The organism is Shimia sp. Alg240-R146 (assembly GCF_947331465.1).
Lineage (GTDB): Bacteria > Pseudomonadota > Alphaproteobacteria > Rhodobacterales > Rhodobacteraceae > Shimia.
Map to the genome: position 1 here is coordinate 821,033 of NZ_CAMZOK010000001.1, position 17,302 is coordinate 838,334.

The 17,302-nt window shown below is 55.8% G+C and carries 26 protein-coding genes; all 26 read left to right on the top strand.

What is annotated here, in order from left to right; genetic code table 11:
* The first annotated feature begins 18 nt into the window (after window positions 1–18).
* The 26 genes from PG871_RS03890 to PG871_RS04015 all read left to right on the top strand — a co-directional run bounded on the left by PG871_RS03890 (window position 19) and on the right by PG871_RS04015 (window position 17,227).
* Window positions 19–975: an AraC family transcriptional regulator gene (locus PG871_RS03890; protein WP_270726180.1), complete on the top strand. Its 957-nt coding sequence runs from the start codon at window positions 19–21 to the stop codon at window positions 973–975.
* 167 nt (window positions 976–1,142) lie between these two features.
* Window positions 1,143–1,343, top strand: coding sequence for a 50S ribosomal protein L29 (gene rpmC / locus PG871_RS03895; protein WP_108888942.1), 201 nt, complete (start codon window positions 1,143–1,145; stop codon window positions 1,341–1,343).
* A 14-nt stretch (window positions 1,344–1,357) separates the two neighbouring features.
* The gene (gene rpsQ / locus PG871_RS03900) at window positions 1,358–1,588 is read left to right on the top strand and encodes a 30S ribosomal protein S17 (protein ID WP_054003501.1); all 231 of its coding nucleotides are present in this window, start codon (window positions 1,358–1,360) and stop codon (window positions 1,586–1,588) included.
* Between the two features lie 96 nt (window positions 1,589–1,684).
* Window positions 1,685–2,053 (top strand): 50S ribosomal protein L14, encoded by a 369-nt coding sequence (rplN, locus tag PG871_RS03905; protein WP_048863755.1) that lies wholly within the window; start codon window positions 1,685–1,687, stop codon window positions 2,051–2,053.
* A 1-nt stretch (window position 2,054) separates the two neighbouring features.
* Window positions 2,055–2,366, top strand: coding sequence for a 50S ribosomal protein L24 (rplX, locus tag PG871_RS03910; protein ID WP_054003500.1), 312 nt, complete (start codon window positions 2,055–2,057; stop codon window positions 2,364–2,366).
* Entirely contained in the window at window positions 2,359–2,919 is a 561-nt protein-coding gene (gene rplE, locus PG871_RS03915; protein WP_270726195.1) for a 50S ribosomal protein L5, read from the top strand. The genes rplX and rplE overlap by 8 nt, the downstream gene beginning before the upstream one ends.
* An 18-nt stretch (window positions 2,920–2,937) precedes the next feature.
* The gene (gene rpsN, locus PG871_RS03920) at window positions 2,938–3,243 is read left to right on the top strand and encodes a 30S ribosomal protein S14 (protein ID WP_054003498.1); all 306 of its coding nucleotides are present in this window, start codon (window positions 2,938–2,940) and stop codon (window positions 3,241–3,243) included.
* Window positions 3,244–3,255: 12 nt separating this feature from the next.
* On the top strand, window positions 3,256–3,645 hold the full coding sequence (rpsH, locus tag PG871_RS03925; RefSeq protein WP_054003497.1) for a 30S ribosomal protein S8: 390 nt from the start codon (window positions 3,256–3,258) through the stop codon (window positions 3,643–3,645).
* Window positions 3,646–3,656: 11 nt separating this feature from the next.
* Window positions 3,657–4,190: a 50S ribosomal protein L6 gene (gene rplF / locus PG871_RS03930; protein ID WP_270726201.1), complete on the top strand. Its 534-nt coding sequence runs from the start codon at window positions 3,657–3,659 to the stop codon at window positions 4,188–4,190.
* Window positions 4,191–4,201: 11 nt separating this feature from the next.
* The gene (gene rplR, locus PG871_RS03935) at window positions 4,202–4,564 is read left to right on the top strand and encodes a 50S ribosomal protein L18 (RefSeq protein ID WP_270726203.1); all 363 of its coding nucleotides are present in this window, start codon (window positions 4,202–4,204) and stop codon (window positions 4,562–4,564) included.
* Between the two features lie 115 nt (window positions 4,565–4,679).
* The gene (gene rpsE / locus PG871_RS03940) at window positions 4,680–5,246 is read left to right on the top strand and encodes a 30S ribosomal protein S5 (RefSeq protein WP_270726205.1); all 567 of its coding nucleotides are present in this window, start codon (window positions 4,680–4,682) and stop codon (window positions 5,244–5,246) included.
* Window positions 5,247–5,259: 13 nt separating this feature from the next.
* Window positions 5,260–5,448, top strand: a complete 189-nt coding sequence (rpmD, locus tag PG871_RS03945) for a 50S ribosomal protein L30 (RefSeq protein WP_270726208.1) — start codon at window positions 5,260–5,262, stop codon at window positions 5,446–5,448.
* Between the two features lie 216 nt (window positions 5,449–5,664).
* A complete protein-coding gene (locus PG871_RS03950) occupies window positions 5,665–5,874 on the top strand; it encodes a DUF1127 domain-containing protein (RefSeq protein WP_270726211.1) in 210 nt (69 codons plus the stop codon).
* A gap of 97 nt (window positions 5,875–5,971) precedes the next feature.
* The gene (locus PG871_RS03955) at window positions 5,972–6,187 is read left to right on the top strand and encodes a DUF1127 domain-containing protein (RefSeq protein ID WP_270726213.1); all 216 of its coding nucleotides are present in this window, start codon (window positions 5,972–5,974) and stop codon (window positions 6,185–6,187) included.
* A gap of 286 nt (window positions 6,188–6,473) precedes the next feature.
* Window positions 6,474–6,947: a 50S ribosomal protein L15 gene (gene rplO / locus PG871_RS03960; protein ID WP_270726215.1), complete on the top strand. Its 474-nt coding sequence runs from the start codon at window positions 6,474–6,476 to the stop codon at window positions 6,945–6,947.
* 106 nt (window positions 6,948–7,053) lie between these two features.
* Window positions 7,054–8,418 carry a preprotein translocase subunit SecY gene (secY, locus tag PG871_RS03965; RefSeq protein WP_270726218.1) on the top strand — a complete coding sequence of 455 codons (1,365 nt, stop codon included), beginning with the start codon at window positions 7,054–7,056 and terminating at the stop codon, window positions 8,416–8,418.
* Window positions 8,415–8,990 (top strand): adenylate kinase, encoded by a 576-nt coding sequence (locus PG871_RS03970; RefSeq protein WP_054003488.1) that lies wholly within the window; start codon window positions 8,415–8,417, stop codon window positions 8,988–8,990. Before secY ends, PG871_RS03970 begins: the two co-directional genes overlap by 4 nt.
* Window positions 8,991–9,540: 550 nt before the next feature.
* Window positions 9,541–10,221 carry a hypothetical protein gene (locus tag PG871_RS03975; RefSeq protein WP_270726220.1) on the top strand — a complete coding sequence of 227 codons (681 nt, stop codon included), beginning with the start codon at window positions 9,541–9,543 and terminating at the stop codon, window positions 10,219–10,221.
* A gap of 221 nt (window positions 10,222–10,442) precedes the next feature.
* Window positions 10,443–10,811 carry a 30S ribosomal protein S13 gene (gene rpsM / locus PG871_RS03980; RefSeq protein ID WP_270726222.1) on the top strand — a complete coding sequence of 123 codons (369 nt, stop codon included), beginning with the start codon at window positions 10,443–10,445 and terminating at the stop codon, window positions 10,809–10,811.
* 15 nt (window positions 10,812–10,826) lie between these two features.
* Window positions 10,827–11,216, top strand: coding sequence for a 30S ribosomal protein S11 (gene rpsK, locus PG871_RS03985; RefSeq protein WP_270726225.1), 390 nt, complete (start codon window positions 10,827–10,829; stop codon window positions 11,214–11,216).
* 114 nt (window positions 11,217–11,330) lie between these two features.
* Window positions 11,331–12,347, top strand: coding sequence for a DNA-directed RNA polymerase subunit alpha (locus PG871_RS03990; protein ID WP_054003479.1), 1,017 nt, complete (start codon window positions 11,331–11,333; stop codon window positions 12,345–12,347).
* 139 nt (window positions 12,348–12,486) lie between these two features.
* Complete coding sequence (rplQ, locus tag PG871_RS03995; protein ID WP_270726229.1) at window positions 12,487–12,906, top strand: 50S ribosomal protein L17; 420 nt, start codon at window positions 12,487–12,489, stop codon at window positions 12,904–12,906.
* A 161-nt stretch (window positions 12,907–13,067) separates the two neighbouring features.
* Window positions 13,068–14,450, top strand: a complete 1,383-nt coding sequence (locus PG871_RS04000) for a trypsin-like peptidase domain-containing protein (RefSeq protein ID WP_270726231.1) — start codon at window positions 13,068–13,070, stop codon at window positions 14,448–14,450.
* Window positions 14,451–14,455: 5 nt separating this feature from the next.
* A complete protein-coding gene (locus PG871_RS04005) occupies window positions 14,456–15,787 on the top strand; it encodes a replication-associated recombination protein A (RefSeq protein WP_270726233.1) in 1,332 nt (443 codons plus the stop codon).
* A 7-nt stretch (window positions 15,788–15,794) separates the two neighbouring features.
* Window positions 15,795–16,184, top strand: coding sequence for a fluoride efflux transporter CrcB (crcB, locus tag PG871_RS04010; protein WP_270726235.1), 390 nt, complete (start codon window positions 15,795–15,797; stop codon window positions 16,182–16,184).
* Complete coding sequence (locus PG871_RS04015) at window positions 16,181–17,227, top strand: RluA family pseudouridine synthase (RefSeq protein ID WP_270726237.1); 1,047 nt, start codon at window positions 16,181–16,183, stop codon at window positions 17,225–17,227. Before crcB ends, PG871_RS04015 begins: the two co-directional genes overlap by 4 nt.
* Window positions 17,228–17,302 lie beyond the last annotated feature (75 nt).

Genomic DNA, 17,302 nt, shown 5'->3' on the forward strand with positions numbered 1-17,302 from the left:
CGCCAATTGGGCTCGAACGTGACAGAAAAGTTGCTGATGGACGTAGGCTGGTACCCGACCGCCAAGACGGGTGCGACAGTCTATCAGGAGGCGGCGCTTGTGCGCAGCGCCTGTTTGGCGGCTGATGATCCTACGCTGGGCGCGCAAGTCGGCTTGGCTTATCGGGACGCGCGCACTCTGTCAGCTTACATTGGTGCAAATTCTGAAACGTTGCGACATGCGATCATTCAGGCTGCACGATTTTTCCAGTTGGCCGATCCGACCACGGTGTTTGAGCTTGCGAAGTCTGGCGATGGCGCGGTTCTGGCAGTGCATTCAACATTCGCGGACCTGCAATCCAACGCGCGATATCAGGAGTTTCTGGTATTTGGCGTTTTGGCCCGTTTGCAAACCATGGCGCGAAGCAAAATGAGGCCGAAAGAAGTTGTCTTCCGGCATAAAGGCACTGGCGATGTGCGCGCATATGAGCGGCTCGTGGGTTGTCCGGTACTGTTTGGCGCTGCGTTTAGCGGGCTAAAACTATCAGATGCCACTTTGGATGTGCCACTTACAGGATTTGACCCGGATTTGGTGGCGCATTTGACCGCTTTGGCGGAGGCGCAACTGTCAAACAAGGGCACACGGGATCAAAGCATGGTTGACCGTGTGGAGCGCATGCTGGTGGAAGCGTTGCCTGCGCGTTTTTTGAGTGCAGACGATGTCGCTGCGTCTTTAGGGACAACGCGCCGAACGTTGACACGCCGATTAAGTGCTGAAGGCACCAGTTTTCGCGCTCTGTGCAACGGCCTGCGGTTTCGTCTAGCGAAAGCATACTTGCTCGAAGGAAGGTCAGTTACCGAAACCGCTTTTCTGCTTGGCTACGGAGAGCAGGCAACCTTCTCCAGCGCGTTTCGCGTTTGGAGCGGAGCAAGCCCATCAGAATTCAGGGGTAGAGCACTGTCGAGCGGAACGTTTGGCCCTTTGTTTGATTCATAGAGGTCCGTCAACTTCCCCTTGCCATCCAGACGACTCCCCCGTATAGAGCGCCATCTCGCGGATTCCGTTGTTACGGGATTCGTGTGTTTTATCATTTGTCCATCAGGTCAAAAGGTAACCCTGCACATAACCCGGGGGCCTTCTGGTGTATGAGAAAGGAAGAGGCGATGAACGCCAACGAACTGCGTGAAAAAACGCCGGATCAGCTTCGTGAAGAGCTGGCCAATCTGAAAAAAGAATCGTTCAACCTGCGTTTCCAACAGGCCACCGGCCAGATGGAAAACCCGGCCTTGATCCGTGCAGCGCGTCGCAACGCTGCCCGTGTTAAGACTATCCTGAACGAAAAAGCCAAGTCGGCAGCAGAGTAATAGGAGCCTGATAGATGCCCAAACGTATCCTGACTGGCACCGTTACTTCGGATGCCAACGCCCAAACAGTCACCGTTTCCGTAGAGCGTCGCTTTACGCACCCGGTTCTGAAGAAAACCATTCGTAAGTCCAAAAAGTACCGGGCTCACGATGAGAACAACGCCTACAAAGTAGGTGACAATGTTCGCATTATCGAATGCGCTCCGCGTTCGAAAACCAAACGCTGGGAAGTTCTGGAAGCTTAAGAGCCGCAAGGCTCCCAAAGCGACTAGACTTAACAGTTAGTCGAAACCCTGGGGATCTCGCCACGCATCGGCGCCCCATAGGTCGGGAGAAACCACATGATCCAGATGCAAACCAACCTGGATGTTGCTGACAACAGCGGCGCTCGCCGTGTTCAGTGCATTAAGGTTCTGGGTGGTTCCAAGCGTAAGTACGCATCCGTAGGCGACGTTATCGTTGTCTCGGTTAAGGAAGCCATTCCACGTGGTCGCGTAAAGAAAGGTGACGTCCGTAAGGCCGTCGTCGTACGCACCGCTAAAGAAGTCCGTCGTGAAGATGGCACAGCGATCCGTTTTGATCGCAACGCGGCTGTTATTTTGAACAACGCCAATGAGCCTGTAGGTACTCGTATCTTCGGCCCAGTTGTTCGTGAGCTGCGCGCCAAGAACTTCATGAAGATCATCTCGCTCGCGCCGGAGGTGCTGTAAGATGGCTGCTAAGCTGAAAAAAGGCGACAAGGTCGTCGTATTGGCCGGTAAGGACAAAGGCAAAGAGGGTTCTATCTCCTCTGTTGACCCCAAAGCCGGTAAAGCTGTTGTGGAAGGCATCAACATCGCCATCCGCCACACAAAACAAAGCCAGACCAACCAGGGCGGCCGCATCCCTCAGGCGATGCCTATCGAACTGTCTAATCTGGCTCTGCTGGACGCAAATGGCAAAGCCACACGCGTTGGCTTCCGTATGGAAGGCGACAAGAAAGTGCGTTTTGCCAAAACCACGGGGGACGTGATTGATGCTTGATACCGCAAACTACACCCCGCGTCTGAAGTCGCTGTATGCGGATTCCATCCGCGCCGCTCTCAAAGAAGAGTTCGGTTATTCAAACGACATGCAGATCCCGAAGCTGGAAAAGATCGTGCTGAACATCGGCTGTGGCCGTGCAGCCGTGAAAGACAGCAAGAAAGCCAAGTCGGCGCAGGCTGATCTGACCGCGATTGCGGGCCAGAAAGCTCTGACCACTGTTGCTAAGAACTCCATTGCCGGCTTCCGCGTTCGCGAAGGCATGCCAATGGGCGCCAAAGTAACACTGCGCGGCGACCGTATGTACGAATTCCTCGATCGTTTGATCACCATTGCGATGCCTCGCATCCGCGACTTCCGTGGTGTGAACCCGAGCTTTGATGGCCGCGGCAACTTTGCCACTGGCTTGAAAGAGCACATCGTATTCCCAGAAATCGACTTTGATAAAGTCGACGAAAACTGGGGCATGGATATCGTCATCGCCACCGATGCCAAAACCGACGCTGAAGCGAAGAGCCTGTTGAAGCATTTCAACATGCCGTTCAACGCGTAAGCGCAGGAAGGATTAGACATGGCTAAAAAATCTATGATCGAACGCGAAAAGAAGCGTGAACGTCTGGTTGCTAAATATGCAGTCAAACGCGCAGAGCTGAAAGAAATCGCTGCCGATGAGTCCAAGCCAATGGAAGAGCGTTTCAAAGCGCGTCTGAAACTGGCGAAACTGCCGCGCAACAGCTCGGCTACACGTCTTCACAACCGTTGTCAGCTGACCGGTCGTCCTCACGCTTACTACCGTAAGCTGAAGGTCAGCCGTATCGCGCTGCGCGAGCTGGGTTCTGCAGGTCAGATCCCCGGCATGGTCAAATCTAGCTGGTAAGGAGAGAGTATTATGAACGATCCTATCGGTGATATGCTGACCCGTATCCGCAACGGCCAGATGCGCGGCAAGTCGGTGGTTTCCACACCTGCTTCCAAATTGCGCGGCTGGGTTCTGGATGTGCTGGCCGACGAAGGCTACATCCGCGGCTATGAAGCATCTGAAGAGAACGGCCACCCGGCCTTCGAAATCAGCCTGAAATACTACGAAGGCACTCCTGTTATTCGTGAATTGGCTCGGGTTTCCAAACCTGGCCGTCGCGTTTACATGGGCGTCGATGACATCCCAACAGTCCGTCAGGGCCTGGGCGTGTCGATTGTCTCCACCTCTAAAGGTGTGATGTCGGATGCAAGTGCTCGTTCCAACAAGGTTGGTGGCGAAGTACTCTGCACGGTCTTCTAAGGAGAGCTGTTATGTCTCGTATTGGTAAAAAACCGGTCGAGCTGCCCAGCGGCGTTAGCGCTTCTGTCTCCGGCCAGACCATCGAAATCAAAGGTCCGAAGGACACCCAGTCTTTCACTGCAACTGACGACGTCACTGTTGCGGTAGAAGACAACGTTGTGACTGTGACACCGCGCGGCTCGTCCAAGCGTGCACGTCAGCAATGGGGTATGTCTCGCACTGTCATCTCCAACATGGTGACTGGTGTGACTTCGGGCTTCAAAAAAGAACTCGAGATCAACGGTGTTGGTTATCGTGCGCAGATGCAGGGCAACACCCTGAAGCTGTCGCTCGGTCTCTCGCATGAAGTGAACTTCGAAGTGCCGGCCGGTATCACCGTGACCGCACCGAAGCCCACACAGATCATTGTCGAGGGCACCAGCAGTCAGCTTGTAGGCCAAGTCGCGGCGAACATCCGCGAATGGCGTAAGCCCGAGCCCTATAAAGGCAAAGGTATCAAGTACGTTGATGAATATATCTTCCGCAAGGAAGGTAAGAAGAAGTAAGGACCAGACAGATGGCAAACAGCAAACGGACACTGTTCCTCAAGCGCCGCCTGCGCGTCCGGAACAAACTTCGCAAGGTCAATGGCGATCGCAAGATGCGCCTTTCGGTTCATCGTTCGAACAAGAACATCAGCGCTCAGCTGATCGACGATCGCAACGGTGTGACGGTGGCCTCGGCCTCGACCCTCGAAAAGGATCTTGGCGTAGTTGGCAAAAACAACGTCGAAGCAGCCACCAAAGTGGGTGCTACGATTGCCGAACGTGCCAAGAAAGCCGGCGTGAGCGAAGCATATTTCGATCGCGGTGGTTTCCTCTTCCACGGCAAAGTGAAGGCCTTGGCCGACGCTGCGCGTGAAGGCGGCCTAAGCGTATAAGCAACTTGTGGGGGACGGCAACGTCCCCCCGATGATCCGGGAGGTCCGGCCTTGGTTGGGCCTCACTGGGATCGAGACAAAAGGCGCCACGCGCCAGTAGATAAAGGAATGCCAAATGGCAGAACGTGATAATCGCCGGGGTCGCGGTCGCAACCGCGAAGAAGAAACTCCGGAATTCGCAGATCGTCTAGTCGCGATCAACCGTGTTTCGAAAACCACCAAGGGTGGTAAGAACTTTGGCTTTGCAGCTCTGGTTGTTGTCGGCGATCAAAAAGGTCGTGTCGGCTTTGGCAAAGGTAAAGCGAAAGAGGTCCCTGAGGCCATTCGTAAAGCCACTGAACAAGCCAAACGCCAGATGATCCGCGTGCCTCTGCGCGAAGGTCGTACCCTGCACCACGATATGGAAGGCCGTCACGGCGCCGGTAAAGTGGTAATGCGTACCGCACCTGAAGGTACCGGTATCATCGCAGGTGGTCCAATGCGTGCAGTTTTCGAAATGCTCGGCGTCAAAGACGTTGTTTCGAAGTCGATCGGTTCGCAGAACCCCTACAACATGATCCGCGCAACCATGGACGGGCTGAACAAAGAAGCCAGCCCACGTCAGGTTGCCGCACGTCGTGGCAAGAAAGTTGCTGACATCCTGCGCAAGGATGAAGCACCTTCCGAAGCCGCAGACGCGTAAGGAGTAACGATCAATGGCAAAAACCATCGTTGTAAAACAGGTCGGCTCGCCGATCCGTCGCCCCGCAGACCAGCGCGCCACTCTTGTGGGCCTGGGCTTGAACAAGATGAACCGCACCCGTGAGCTGGAGGATACTCCTTCGGTCCGCGGCATGGTCAACAAGATCCCGCATCTGGTTGAGATCATCGAAGAGCGCGACTAAGCGGTAACGCTTTGAAGACATTGAGAAACGCCCTCGCATTTGCGGGGGCGTTTTTCGTTGAGCCAAACGCACTTAAAACGCCCCATGCATAAACTGCATAACAGAAATGCAGTTTTAGACGTTGTTTGCCTAATTAGTCAGCTTATTTGACCTGCATGATTTAGACAAACGCGCTTGGCACCGGAGTGGCGCACCGGAGCTTTTAGGAATTAGAAAATGCAACACGCACCCGCACTTCACATTGAACCCGTCGATTTCGTTGGCCACATCCAGCATGCAATCGAGGACTTCCGCATCAATCGCGCACGCGCCAAAGCTTTCAAGAAGACCGTTCGCGAACTGTCGGCCCTGACCGACTACGAACTGTCAGACATCGGTCTCGCCAGAAGCGAGATCATCTCCGTCGCTCGTCAGAGCGCGATCTAAGACATTCGACCAACACCGCAACAAAGCCTCGGGCAGTTGCCTGAGGCTTTGCCGTTTCAAAGGGCGCGCAAGGTTGAGCAAAAAAAAGGAAACGACAATGGCACTAATCGACCAGACCGCACACACCACACCGTCACTGATGGCTCGCCTGACCGAGCTTTGGCAGTCCAACAAGAAAGCCTGCCTTGTTCGGATCAAACACAACGCAACCGTGCGTCAGCTTAACAGCATGACCGACCGCGAGTTGGATGACATTGGCGTGTCGCGCTACAACATCCATGACGTGGCACGGGACGCCGCTATGCGCGGCTGAGCCACTTTGGTTGACGAATACTCAGCGCCTCCGCTTTGCGGGGGCGTTTTTTGTTATTTGGGGGACTAAGGATAGAGTTGGAGATAACCGGAGAAATCCGTTGCCAAGGTCTCAACCGTACCATGCTGTTGACGCCGCAGACTTGATCAACGCTCAACCCTTGAACCTTTGCGCCAACCCGTCTATACGCGCCCAGTGGTCAGTCTGGCCACAAGAATCAAAACCAAGAAAAGCCGTGTTTGACCCGACTACGCTTCGTGGGTCAGTTCCGGCAAGGAGAAGCGATATGAAACTGAATGAACTGCGCGACAACGAAGGCGCAACCAAAAAACGCATGCGCGTTGGCCGTGGCCCCGGTTCCGGTAAAGGTAAAATGGGTGGCCGTGGTATCAAAGGTCAAAAATCCCGTTCGGGTGTGGCTATCAATGGCTACGAAGGCGGTCAGATGCCTTTGTACCAACGTCTGCCTAAGCGCGGCTTCAACAAGCCAAACCGCAAGGCATTTGCCGTTGTAAACCTGGGCCTTATCCAGAAATTCGTCGACGAGAAAAAGCTGGACGCCAAAGCTGCGATCACCGAGGACGCGCTGATTGCTTCCGGTCTGGTACGTCGCAAAAAAGACGGCATCCGTGTTCTGGCAAAAGGCGAAGTTTCCGCCAAATTGAACATCGAAGTGACCGGTGCTTCCAAGGCAGCTGTTGAAGCTGTGGAAAAAGCAGGCGGCTCTCTGACGGTCAAATCCGCGCCAGCGGCTGAATAAGAGGTTGTGAGCGGGCGGATACCCGCTTACATAATCTTCCAAGTTTTCCAACGCCGCCAAACCGGAAAACGGTTTTGGCGGCGTTTTTAGTCACAGAGAGATCCCAATGGTATCTGCAGCAGAGCAAATGGCGGCCAACACAAGCTGGGCCGCACTTGGAAAAGCCACCGACCTGCGCAACCGCATCCTGTATACGCTGGCGCTTTTGATCGTTTATCGCCTCGGCACATGGATTCCGGTGCCCGGCATTGACGGCATCGCGCTTCGTGAGTTCATGGAGAGCGCGGCACAGGGCATTGGCGGCATCCTTTCGATGTTCACCGGCGGCGCGCTGGGACGTATGGGCATCTTTGCTCTGGGCATCATGCCATATATTTCGGCCAGCATTATCGTGCAGCTTCTTGGCTCCATGGTGCCTTACCTTGAGCAACTCAAGAAAGAGGGCGAGCAGGGCCGCAAGAAGATGAACCAGTACACGCGCTTCGGCACGGTGGGTCTGGCGATTCTGCAGTCTTACGGCCTCGCAGTCAGTCTAGAGGCGGGCGATCTGGTCACCGATCCGGGCGTGTTCTTCCGCTTTAGCTGCATGGTGACGCTGGTGGGCGGCACGATGTTCCTGATGTGGCTGGGTGAGCAGATCACCGCGCGTGGTCTGGGCAACGGTATCTCTTTGATCATCTTTGTTGGCATCATTGCCGAACTGCCTGCTGCTATGGCGCAGTTCTTCTATCAGGGCACCACCGGCGCGATCAGCGGTTTTGTGATTGTTGGCGTGATCATCATGGTCATCGCGACGATTGCCTTTGTGGTCTTTATGGAACGCGCCTTGCGCAAGATCCATATTCAGTACCCGCGTCGTCAGGTTGGCATGAAAGTCTATGACGGTGGCTCCAGCCACTTGCCGGTCAAAGTGAACCCGGCGGGCGTTATTCCGGCGATTTTTGCCAGCTCTCTTTTGCTGCTGCCGACCACGATTTCCACCTTCTCCGGCAGCCAGACCGGGCCGATCATGTCGACCATTCTGGCTTACTTCGGTCCCGGTCAGCCGCTCTATCTGCTGTTCTTCGCCGCGATGATCGTGTTCTTCGCCTATTTCTATACCTTCAACGTCAGCTTCAAACCTGACGAGGTTGCGGACAACCTGAAGAACCAGAACGGCTTTGTTCCGGGCATCCGTCCAGGCAAGCGCACAGCTGAGTATCTGGAGTATGTGGTCAACCGCGTGCTGGTGCTGGGCGCCGCTTACCTTGCGGCAGTTTGTCTCCTTCCTGAAATTCTGCGTGGCCAGTTCTCGATTCCCTTCTACTTTGGCGGTACGTCGGTTCTGATTGTTGTGTCGGTGACTATGGACACCATCCAGCAAGCCCAGAGCCATCTGCTGGCCCATCAATACGAAGGGCTGATCGAAAAATCGCAGCTGCGCGGCAAAGGTAAAAAGCGCGGCGCACGCAAGGGAGCTGCTCGTCGATGAATATTATCCTGCTTGGCCCACCTGGTGCCGGTAAAGGCACGCAGGCTGGTCGCCTCGTTGAAAAACGTGACATGATCCAGCTGTCCACGGGCGACATGCTGCGCGCCGCAAAGACATCTGGCACAGAGATGGGCAAGCGCGTGGCCGAGGTTATGGACCGTGGCGAGCTTGTGACCGACGAGATCGTGATCGGCCTGATCCGTGAGCAGCTTGAGGGCGACAAGAAGGGCGGCTTTATCTTTGACGGCTTCCCGCGCACGTTGGCACAGGCCGACGCTTTGGCAGCCCTGCTTGAGGACTGCGGCGAGACGCTGGACGCGGTGATTGAGATGCAGGTGAATGACGAGGTTCTTGTGGACCGCATCGTTGGCCGCGCTGCAGAAGCGGTTGCCGCAGGCGGCACAGCCCGTGCGGACGACAACGCCGAAAGCCTGAAAGTGCGCCTGATGGCGTATTACAAGCAGACGTCCCCGCTGATTGGGTATTACCACGCCAAAGGCGATCTGACGTCGATTGACGGTCTTGCGTCAATGGATGAGGTTGAGGCCTCGATTGCGGGCGTGTTGGGTTGACCTGACACTCATCTTCTGGATGTATTGAGCGGAGCGCCTTCGGGTGCTCCGTTTTTGTTTGGGGCTTCTAAATGATGCGGCAGTCCAGTTGAGACTACTTATTGGCATTTTCTCGTGCCTATGCCTCCACGCCATTTGGCTGCTGACCTGTAGTGTCAGCGTTGCAAACACTGGCGAGTTGAGCCTGATTTGGTTTGTGGCGAAGTGGTTGGTTCCGGTTCTTTGCGCGCTGATCGGGGTCCTCTGTTATCGCGGTGCCCACAGGGGTCGTCTTCTTGTCGCGACGCTGTTCTTTTTGTTTTCCTGGTTGGCTTTTGATCCGACGACAAGGATCGGCGCGATGGTTGGATGGCAGTTTAACGAAGGTTCGGAGGACCGCCGGATGCTTTGGGACGGTTCCTTTGAATTCAAAGGCTGACGAGAGGGTAAGTGGAGCGGTGAGCAAGGCGTTTATTGTGTCAGCACTCTTATTCTTTGAGCGCGCTTTCGGGTTGCGCACATGTCTCTCACTTGTTTGGTTAGAAAAGCGACTTGCGAAATGGAAAATTGCATGACTCGCAAGTTGGTTTTAGGGAGCATCGTCGTCTTGCTGACCCTATTCTTTTTTCGGGACTGTCTGTCGATCTCGTCGAACTCGACGCGCCTGACAAAGGAGGGTCGAACGCCGCCGGAAATTGAAGTTGGTCTTCAATGGTATCCAATCCCCCGTCAGTTTGTGGTGAAGGGGCCGGCCTTTGTGGGTTCGTATTTTCGTGACCCTCATTTTTCGAGTGCTCAAAGTGCTGATCACCAGTCCTCAATGGAGCGCATCAAAGTTCAGGTTTTGCGCATAAATCCGGCATTTAAGAGGGAACTGCAGCGCGAAGTCATATCGTTAGAAAGGGGAGGTGTGGTCGTCCACTATGAACTGGATGACCACCCCATTCACCTGGATACCAAACGCAAGCCAATGGTATTGGCTCTAAGTGAAGAGACCGTTTTGCTTTTCATGCGCGCGTATACGTGGAGCGGGTCTGTTGAGGATGGTTCGGATTTTGAACTTCTGTTTATTTGGCTGGATAAAACAGGAGCCGCGCGAGTTGTCAGAAAAAGCGACGAAGTCGAATGGCGTAAGGCATTTGACTTCGTGCGCCAACGTCGTGACGTGCTGTTGTGGGAAAGCCATTGCCCGTCAATCTACCGGTTTGATTGGCCGCTATACAAGGAACTGACTAATGTGCAGTGTTACTGAGTTTTTTGGTATGAGGGTAACCCCTTCCCCCACTTGACACCCCCGTCAATCCCCCATAAATCACACCATCTCTTAACGGAGAATCACATTCTTTGCTGGTGGGTCGCCCCCATTGGCAAGACCACCTGATCAGCTGAGGCCCGATCGCTCAAAAGCGTCGGGCTTACGTTGTGAAAAAAGGTTCCGGAACTACGGAACCGCAACGAAAAGGAAAGTGACACGTGGCACGTATTGCCGGCGTAAACATCCCGACCCACAAACGGGTCCCGATCGCCCTGACTTATATCACTGGTATTGGCTCAACTTCGGCCGCTGAAATCTGCGAAAGCGTCAAAATTGACGTGACTCGTCGTGTAAACGAACTGAGCGACGCAGAAATTCTGGCCATCCGTGAGCACATCGATGCGACCTACACCGTTGAAGGTGACCTGCGTCGTGAGACACAGATGAACATCAAGCGTCTGATGGACCTTGGCTGCTATCGCGGTCTGCGTCATCGTCGCAACCTTCCTGTGCGCGGTCAGCGTACACATACCAACGCTCGCACACGCAAAGGCCCTGCAAAGGCCATTGCTGGCAAGAAGAAATAAGGGAGGGTTTGATCAATGGCACGTGAAAAGGTTCGCGCTAAGAAAAAAGAGCGTAAGAATATCGCCTCTGGTGTTGCGCACGTTAACTCGTCGTTCAACAACACCAAGATCCTCATCTCTGACGTACAAGGCAACGCCATTTCCTGGTCGTCTGCCGGTACTATGGGTTTCAAAGGCTCGCGTAAATCGACGCCTTATGCTGCTCAGATGGCTGCAGAAGATGCTGGCAAAAAAGCACAAGACCACGGCGTCAAAACGCTGGAAGTCGAAGTTCAAGGCCCAGGTTCGGGCCGTGAATCGGCTCTGCGCGCCTTGGCTGCAATCGGCTTCAACATCACCTCTATCCGTGATGTAACCCCGATCGCGCACAACGGCTGCCGTCCGCCGAAGCGCCGTCGCGTATAAGCACTACTCTACTCTCTGGGGCTGCGCCTTTTGGCTCGGCCCCAGTTCGTCATTTTGAAACCTCGGGCGTCTGGTTCTTTTGGACATGAGATCCGGACAAGTATGGAGGGACGTATGATCCACAAAAATTGGGCTGAATTGATCAAGCCGACCCAGCTTGAAGTGAAACCTGGCAACGACCCCGCGCGTCAGGCAACTGTTGTTGCTGAGCCGCTGGAGCGTGGCTTTGGTCTTACGCTGGGCAACGCGCTGCGTCGCGTTCTGATGAGCTCGCTGCAAGGCGCGGCCATCACATCTGTACAGATCGACAACGTTCTGCACGAGTTCTCTTCTGTTGCCGGTGTGCGCGAAGATGTGACTGATGTGATCCTGAACCTCAAAGGCGTGAGCCTGCGGATGGAAGTTGAAGGCCCTAAGCGTCTTTCGATCTCTGCCAAAGGCCCAGGTGCTGTGACTGCCGGTGATATCTCCGACAGCGCGGGCATCGAAGTTCTCAACAAAGACCATGTGATCTGTCACCTCGACGATGGCGCGGACCTTTATGTGGAACTGACCGTCAATACTGGCAAAGGCTATGTGTCGGCAGACAAAAACAAGCCGGAAGACGCGCCAATCGGCCTGATGCCGATCGATGCGATCTACTCGCCTGTGAAAAAAGTGTCTTATGACGTGCAGCCGACCCGTGAAGGTCAGGTGCTGGATTATGACAAACTGACCATGAAGGTTGAAACCGACGGGTCCATCACACCAGAAGACGCCGTGGCCTTTGCTGCGCGCATTCTGCAGGACCAGTTGTCGATCTTCGTGAACTTTGACGAGCCCGAGTCGGCTGGTCGCCAAGAAGAAGACGATGGCCTCGAGTTCAACCCGCTTCTGCTGAAGAAAGTGGACGAGCTGGAACTGTCTGTACGTTCGGCAAACTGCCTCAAGAACGACAACATCGTTTACATCGGCGATCTGATCCAGAAAACCGAAGCGGAAATGCTGCGCACACCGAACTTCGGCCGCAAATCTTTGAACGAGATCAAAGAAGTGCTGTCGGGCATGGGTCTGCACCTTGGCATGGACGTCGAGGACTGGCCGCCGGACAACATCGAAGATCTGGCCAAGAAGTTCGAAGACAACTTCTAAGAGTTTCGGGCGGGGGCAACCCCGCCCAATTCTACAAATGCCCGGAATTGCCGGGGAATACGTGGGCACATGCCCCAAGGAGAGTGGCTGACACGCATCGGCTGCCGGACAAAGCAAAAACGCAAGTAGGAGAATTGAAATGCGTCACGCTCGTGGTTATCGCCGCCTGAATCGTACACACGAACACCGCAAGGCATTGTTTGCCAACATGGCGGGTTCGTTGATCGAACACGAACAAATCAAAACCACTTTGCCAAAGGCCAAAGAACTGCGCCCGATCATCGAAAAGATGATCACGCTGGCAAAACGTGGTGACCTGCACTCCCGCCGTCAGGCCCGTGCGCGTCTGAAAGAAGATCAGTATGTGGCAAAACTCTTTGACATTCTTGGCCCACGTTATGCCGAGCGTCAGGGTGGTTATGTCCGCATCATGAAAGCCGGTTTCCGTTATGGCGACATGGCTCCGATGGCGATCATCGAATTCGTTGATCGTGATCTGGACGCCAAAGGCGCAGCGGACAAAGCCCGTGTTGCAGCAGAAGACGCTGCCGAAGAATAAGACAACTCCGGTTTGACCGGTCGTTTTGAGCCCCTGCCATTTGGCGGGGGCTTTTTTGTTGCGTAAGCCAACGGCGCCTGCTGCCAAAAGACATTGTGAGCGCCGGTTGAAATTGGCCTATCTGTTCCGCATATGCTGACAAAAGCAAAAAGGACGCCATTATGATCCGCCCCCTTGCGATTGTACTTTCAATCGTGCTCGCCGTACCAGCCGTCGCAGAAACCCGCGTGCCACAGTCTCAGGCAGAAATCAGCCTCGGGTTTGCGCCTTTGGTGGCAGAGGCCGCTCCGGCGGTGGTCAATATCTACGCGAAACAAGTGGTGCAGGCCCGCCAAAGCCCGTTTTCATCAGACCCGTTTTTCGATCAGTTCTTTCGCAACTTTGGCAATACTGGTCCGCAGGTCAAAAACTCGTTGGGATCCGGCGTGATCTTGTCGGACGACGGGATTGTCGTGTCCAACTATCACGTAGTGGGCATGTCCACGGACATTCGGGTGCAACTGAATGACCGGCGGGAATACAAAGCGCGGGTTTTGTTGGCAGACGAGGAAAGCGATTTGGCGATCCTGCAGATGGAGGGCGTTGAAAGCCTGCCGTATCTGGAGTTGCGCAACAGCGACAACGTCGAAGTCGGCGAGTTGGTTCTGGCGATTGGCAACCCGTTCGGGGTGGGTCAGACGGTGACTTCGGGCATCGTGTCGGGATTGGCGCGGTCCGGGATTTCGACGGGGAGTGCGCGCGGGTATTTCTTGCAGACCGATGCGGCGATCAACCCCGGCAACTCGGGCGGCGCGTTGATTGATGTGAACGGTGATCTTGTAGGGATTAACACGTCGATCCTTACACGGTCCGGCGGCTCAAACGGTATTGGCTTTGCGATCCCCTCCAAACTGGTGGGCCAATTCGTGGATCAAGCGCGCTCGGGGTTTGAGAGTTTCCAGCGCCCTTGGGCCGGTATGTTTGGCCAACCAGTTGATGCAGATATGGCGGACGGACTCGGGCTGGATCGGCCGGGTGGCATCGTCGTGTCAGACTTGCATGCAGCGAGCCCGTTTATGGCAGCCGGATTGGAATCCGGAGATGTGATCCTTGAGGTCGAAGGTCAGCCGGTGAACACCCCCGCCGAGATGGTGTTCCGAATGTCTGTTGTCGGGTTGGGCGAAGCTGCCAAAGTGCTGGTCGTGCGGGACGGCGCGGAAAGCGTATATGAAGTGGCGCTTGCGCTTGCGCCAGAAGAGCCATCGCGTGAAACTGTTGAAACCGGAGCGCGTTCGGCCATTCCCGGAATGGTGATGAGCAACATCAACCCTGCTGTACTGGGACAGTTTGGTCTGCCGCTTGGCATCACCGGTGTGGTGGTGGAAAAGCCAGGCCAAGTTGGGGCGCGGCTTGGTCTGGCACCGGGGGATGTATTGCGATCTGTGGATGGTCAGGACGTGGCCACGACTGCCGAGGCGGATCAGGCTTTGCGTGATGCGCGCAAACGCCTTAGGTTGGAGGTCCAGCGCGGCACACAACGTGTCGTGATGCGTTTCCGACTCTGAGGGCCATGGCCGACCTTTTTGACATTCCGAATTCCGCTGATCAGACCGGCAACGCGGGTGCGGGCGAAAGCTCTGCACCGCGCCCGTTGGCAGATCGATTGCGTCCGAGATCTCTGGGTGAGGTCATAGGACAAGAGCAGGTGCTGGGCCCTGAGGCGCCTTTGGGCGTGATGTTGTCGTCCGGCTCACTGTCTTCACTGGTTTTTTGGGGGCCGCCCGGTGTGGGCAAGACCACCATCGCCCGACTTCTGGCTGATGAAACCGATCTGCATTTTGTGCAGATCAGCGCGATCTTTACTGGCGTGCCGGAGCTGCGCAAAGTTTTTGAAGCCGCCAAGGTGCGGCGCGGCAATGGCAAAGGTACGCTGTTGTTCGTGGACGAGATACATCGGTTCAACAAAGCGCAGCAGGACGGGTTTCTGCCCTACATGGAAGACGGCACAATCCTTTTGGTTGGGGCCACCACCGAAAATCCGTCGTTTGAACTCAATGCCGCTGTTCTGAGCCGCTCGCAAGTTCTTGTGCTTGAGCGCCTGAGCCTCGCAGACCTCGAACGGCTCGCGCAGCGGGCCGAGCGTGAACTGGATCGCGGCATGCCGTTGGACGGTCCGGCGCGCGAAGCGCTTTTGGAAATGGCCGATGGGGATGGGCGTGCGCTGCTCAATCTGATCGAACAGGTTATGGCGTGGCGTGTCGACGGCAAGCTGGACACAGACGCATTGTCGACGCGGCTTATGCGCCGCGCGGCGAAATACGACAAATCGGGAGATGAGCACTACAACTTAATCTCGGCACTTCACAAGTCGGTGCGCGGGTCCGACCCCGATGCGGCGCTTTATTGGTTTTCGCGCATGTTGGAAGGCGGGGAAGACCCGCGGTTTCTGGCAAGGCGCATCACGCGGATGGCGTGCGAGGACATTGCCTTGGCCGATCCACAAGCTCAGGGCGTTTGCTTGAGTGCGTGGGAAACGTATGAGCGGCTGGGCAGCCCAGAAGGGGAGTTGGCGTTGGCGCAGGCGGTGATCTATCTGGCGCTCGCGCCGAAAACCAACGCGGGCTACATGGCTTACAAAGCGGCGCGGGCTTTGGCCAAAAAGACTGGGTCCGAACCGCCGCCCAAGCACATCCTGAACGCGCCTACGAGTTTGATGGCGGAGCAGGGGTATGGCGATGGATATGAGTATGATCACAACGCCGAAGGTGGATTTTCCGGGCAAAATTATTTCCCTGAAGGTGTCAAACGTCCAGTGCTCTATAGTCCAGTAGAGCGCGGGTTTGAGCGTGAATTGAAGCGGCGGCTGGATTACTTCACGACGCAGCGGTTGAAGAAGAAGTAGGCACCCGATGATCCTGAACGTGGCATATGTGGCTTTGGGCGGCGCGGTTGGCGCGGCATTGCGGTATCTTGTTGGGCTCAGCGTCGTGCGCGCCATAGGGCCAGGCGCGATATCAGGATTTCCCGTGGCCATCATCACGGTGAACATCATCGGCTCATTCCTGATGGGCGTTTTTGTGGTGGCCGCCGCCAATCGCGGGCTGACGCATCTGTCACCTTTGGTCATGACCGGGCTGCTGGGCGGCTTTACGACGTTTTCCGCGTTTTCTTTGGAAACTGTGACGTTGATTGAGCGTGGACAATGGGGCGCGGCTGGTGTTTATGTCGCGCTTTCCGTTATTGGGTCGGTGGGGGCGCTGTTTTTGGGCGTTCTTGTCGCACGTGGAGTTTTCGCATGAGCCGGGTTCAGACCATCACAATCGAGGATAACGATGCAGACCAGCGGTTGGACCGCTGGTTCAAGCGCGTGTTTCCCCATGTCGGCCAGGGCCGCGTCGAAAAGATGTGCCGCAAAGGCGAGATCCGTGTGAATGGTGGGCGGGTGAAGGCCTCGACCCGACTGGAAGCGGGCAATGAAGTGCGCATTCCGCCGCTGCCTGCCCCTGGTGAAATGCCACCGCGCCCTGCGATGACACGCGTCACAGAAAAAGACGCAAAGATGATCCGCGATTGCGTGATCTACAAAGACGACCACGTGATCGCGCTGAACAAGCCGCCAGGACTTCCGACGCAGGGTGGCAGCAAGCAGACCAAACATGTGGACGGCTTGTCCGAGGCGCTGCGGTTTGAAATGGACGAAAAACCGCGACTTGTGCACCGGTTGGACAAAGATACGTCGGGCGTTTTGTTGCTTGCGCGCACGCGGCCAGCGGCCCAAGCGTTGACGGCAGCGCTGCGCCATAAAGAAACCCGCAAAATCTACTGGGCGGTGGTGGCCGGCGTGCCTGTGCCGTATCTGGGCGAGATCAAATACGGGCTGGTCAAAGCTGGCGGCCATGGTGCACGCGGCGAAGGTGAAAAGATGCATGCGGTGCATCCGCGGGACATCGACAGCACGCCCGGAGCAAAACGGGCGCATACGCAATATGCAACGCTTTATCGGGTGGCGAGCCGTGCCAGCTGGGTGGCGATGGAGCCTCTGACGGGCCGCACCCATCAGTTGCGCGCGCATATGGCCGAGATCGGCCATCCGATCATTGGCGATGGGAAATACGGTGGCTCGGGTCAAGAAAACCTTGGCGATGGATGGGGTGCGAAACTGGGCGGCATTATTTCCAACAAGCTGCATCTGCACGCCCGAACCATGTCGTTTGAGCATCCGGAAACCCGCAAGACGATCACTGTGCATGCGGACCTGCCAGATCACATGGCGCTGACGTGGGACACTTTTGGCTGGACCACGGATCTGGCAGCTGAAGACCCGTTTGAGGAACTTCGCTAAACGCCCTTTGAAGTGTTGATTGGCCAGCCGCCCCAATAATGTGGCAGGCTCGGAATGCCGAAAGGCGTTTTTTAA

What these genes read in the sequence shown, in the direction of transcription:
- rpmC (WP_108888942.1), top strand. Translation starts at nt 1,143, where the DNA reads ATGAACGCCAACGAACTGCGTGAAAAAACGCCGGATCAGCTTCGTGAA.
- rpsQ (WP_054003501.1), top strand. Translation starts at nt 1,358, where the DNA reads ATGCCCAAACGTATCCTGACTGGCACCGTTACTTCGGATGCCAACGCC.
- rplN (WP_048863755.1), top strand. Translation starts at nt 1,685, where the DNA reads ATGATCCAGATGCAAACCAACCTGGATGTTGCTGACAACAGCGGCGCT.
- rplX (WP_054003500.1), top strand. Translation starts at nt 2,055, where the DNA reads ATGGCTGCTAAGCTGAAAAAAGGCGACAAGGTCGTCGTATTGGCCGGT.
- rplE (WP_270726195.1), top strand. Translation starts at nt 2,359, where the DNA reads ATGCTTGATACCGCAAACTACACCCCGCGTCTGAAGTCGCTGTATGCG.
- rpsN (WP_054003498.1), top strand. Translation starts at nt 2,938, where the DNA reads ATGGCTAAAAAATCTATGATCGAACGCGAAAAGAAGCGTGAACGTCTG.
- rpsH (WP_054003497.1), top strand. Translation starts at nt 3,256, where the DNA reads ATGAACGATCCTATCGGTGATATGCTGACCCGTATCCGCAACGGCCAG.
- rplF (WP_270726201.1), top strand. Translation starts at nt 3,657, where the DNA reads ATGTCTCGTATTGGTAAAAAACCGGTCGAGCTGCCCAGCGGCGTTAGC.
- rplR (WP_270726203.1), top strand. Translation starts at nt 4,202, where the DNA reads ATGGCAAACAGCAAACGGACACTGTTCCTCAAGCGCCGCCTGCGCGTC.
- rpsE (WP_270726205.1), top strand. Translation starts at nt 4,680, where the DNA reads ATGGCAGAACGTGATAATCGCCGGGGTCGCGGTCGCAACCGCGAAGAA.
- rpmD (WP_270726208.1), top strand. Translation starts at nt 5,260, where the DNA reads ATGGCAAAAACCATCGTTGTAAAACAGGTCGGCTCGCCGATCCGTCGC.
- PG871_RS03950 (WP_270726211.1), top strand. Translation starts at nt 5,665, where the DNA reads ATGCAACACGCACCCGCACTTCACATTGAACCCGTCGATTTCGTTGGC.
- PG871_RS03955 (WP_270726213.1), top strand. Translation starts at nt 5,972, where the DNA reads ATGGCACTAATCGACCAGACCGCACACACCACACCGTCACTGATGGCT.
- rplO (WP_270726215.1), top strand. Translation starts at nt 6,474, where the DNA reads ATGAAACTGAATGAACTGCGCGACAACGAAGGCGCAACCAAAAAACGC.
- secY (WP_270726218.1), top strand. Translation starts at nt 7,054, where the DNA reads ATGGTATCTGCAGCAGAGCAAATGGCGGCCAACACAAGCTGGGCCGCA.
- PG871_RS03970 (WP_054003488.1), top strand. Translation starts at nt 8,415, where the DNA reads ATGAATATTATCCTGCTTGGCCCACCTGGTGCCGGTAAAGGCACGCAG.
- PG871_RS03975 (WP_270726220.1), top strand. Translation starts at nt 9,541, where the DNA reads ATGACTCGCAAGTTGGTTTTAGGGAGCATCGTCGTCTTGCTGACCCTA.
- rpsK (WP_270726225.1), top strand. Translation starts at nt 10,827, where the DNA reads ATGGCACGTGAAAAGGTTCGCGCTAAGAAAAAAGAGCGTAAGAATATC.
- PG871_RS03990 (WP_054003479.1), top strand. Translation starts at nt 11,331, where the DNA reads ATGATCCACAAAAATTGGGCTGAATTGATCAAGCCGACCCAGCTTGAA.
- rplQ (WP_270726229.1), top strand. Translation starts at nt 12,487, where the DNA reads ATGCGTCACGCTCGTGGTTATCGCCGCCTGAATCGTACACACGAACAC.
- PG871_RS04000 (WP_270726231.1), top strand. Translation starts at nt 13,068, where the DNA reads ATGATCCGCCCCCTTGCGATTGTACTTTCAATCGTGCTCGCCGTACCA.
- PG871_RS04005 (WP_270726233.1), top strand. Translation starts at nt 14,456, where the DNA reads ATGGCCGACCTTTTTGACATTCCGAATTCCGCTGATCAGACCGGCAAC.
- crcB (WP_270726235.1), top strand. Translation starts at nt 15,795, where the DNA reads ATGATCCTGAACGTGGCATATGTGGCTTTGGGCGGCGCGGTTGGCGCG.
- PG871_RS04015 (WP_270726237.1), top strand. Translation starts at nt 16,181, where the DNA reads ATGAGCCGGGTTCAGACCATCACAATCGAGGATAACGATGCAGACCAG.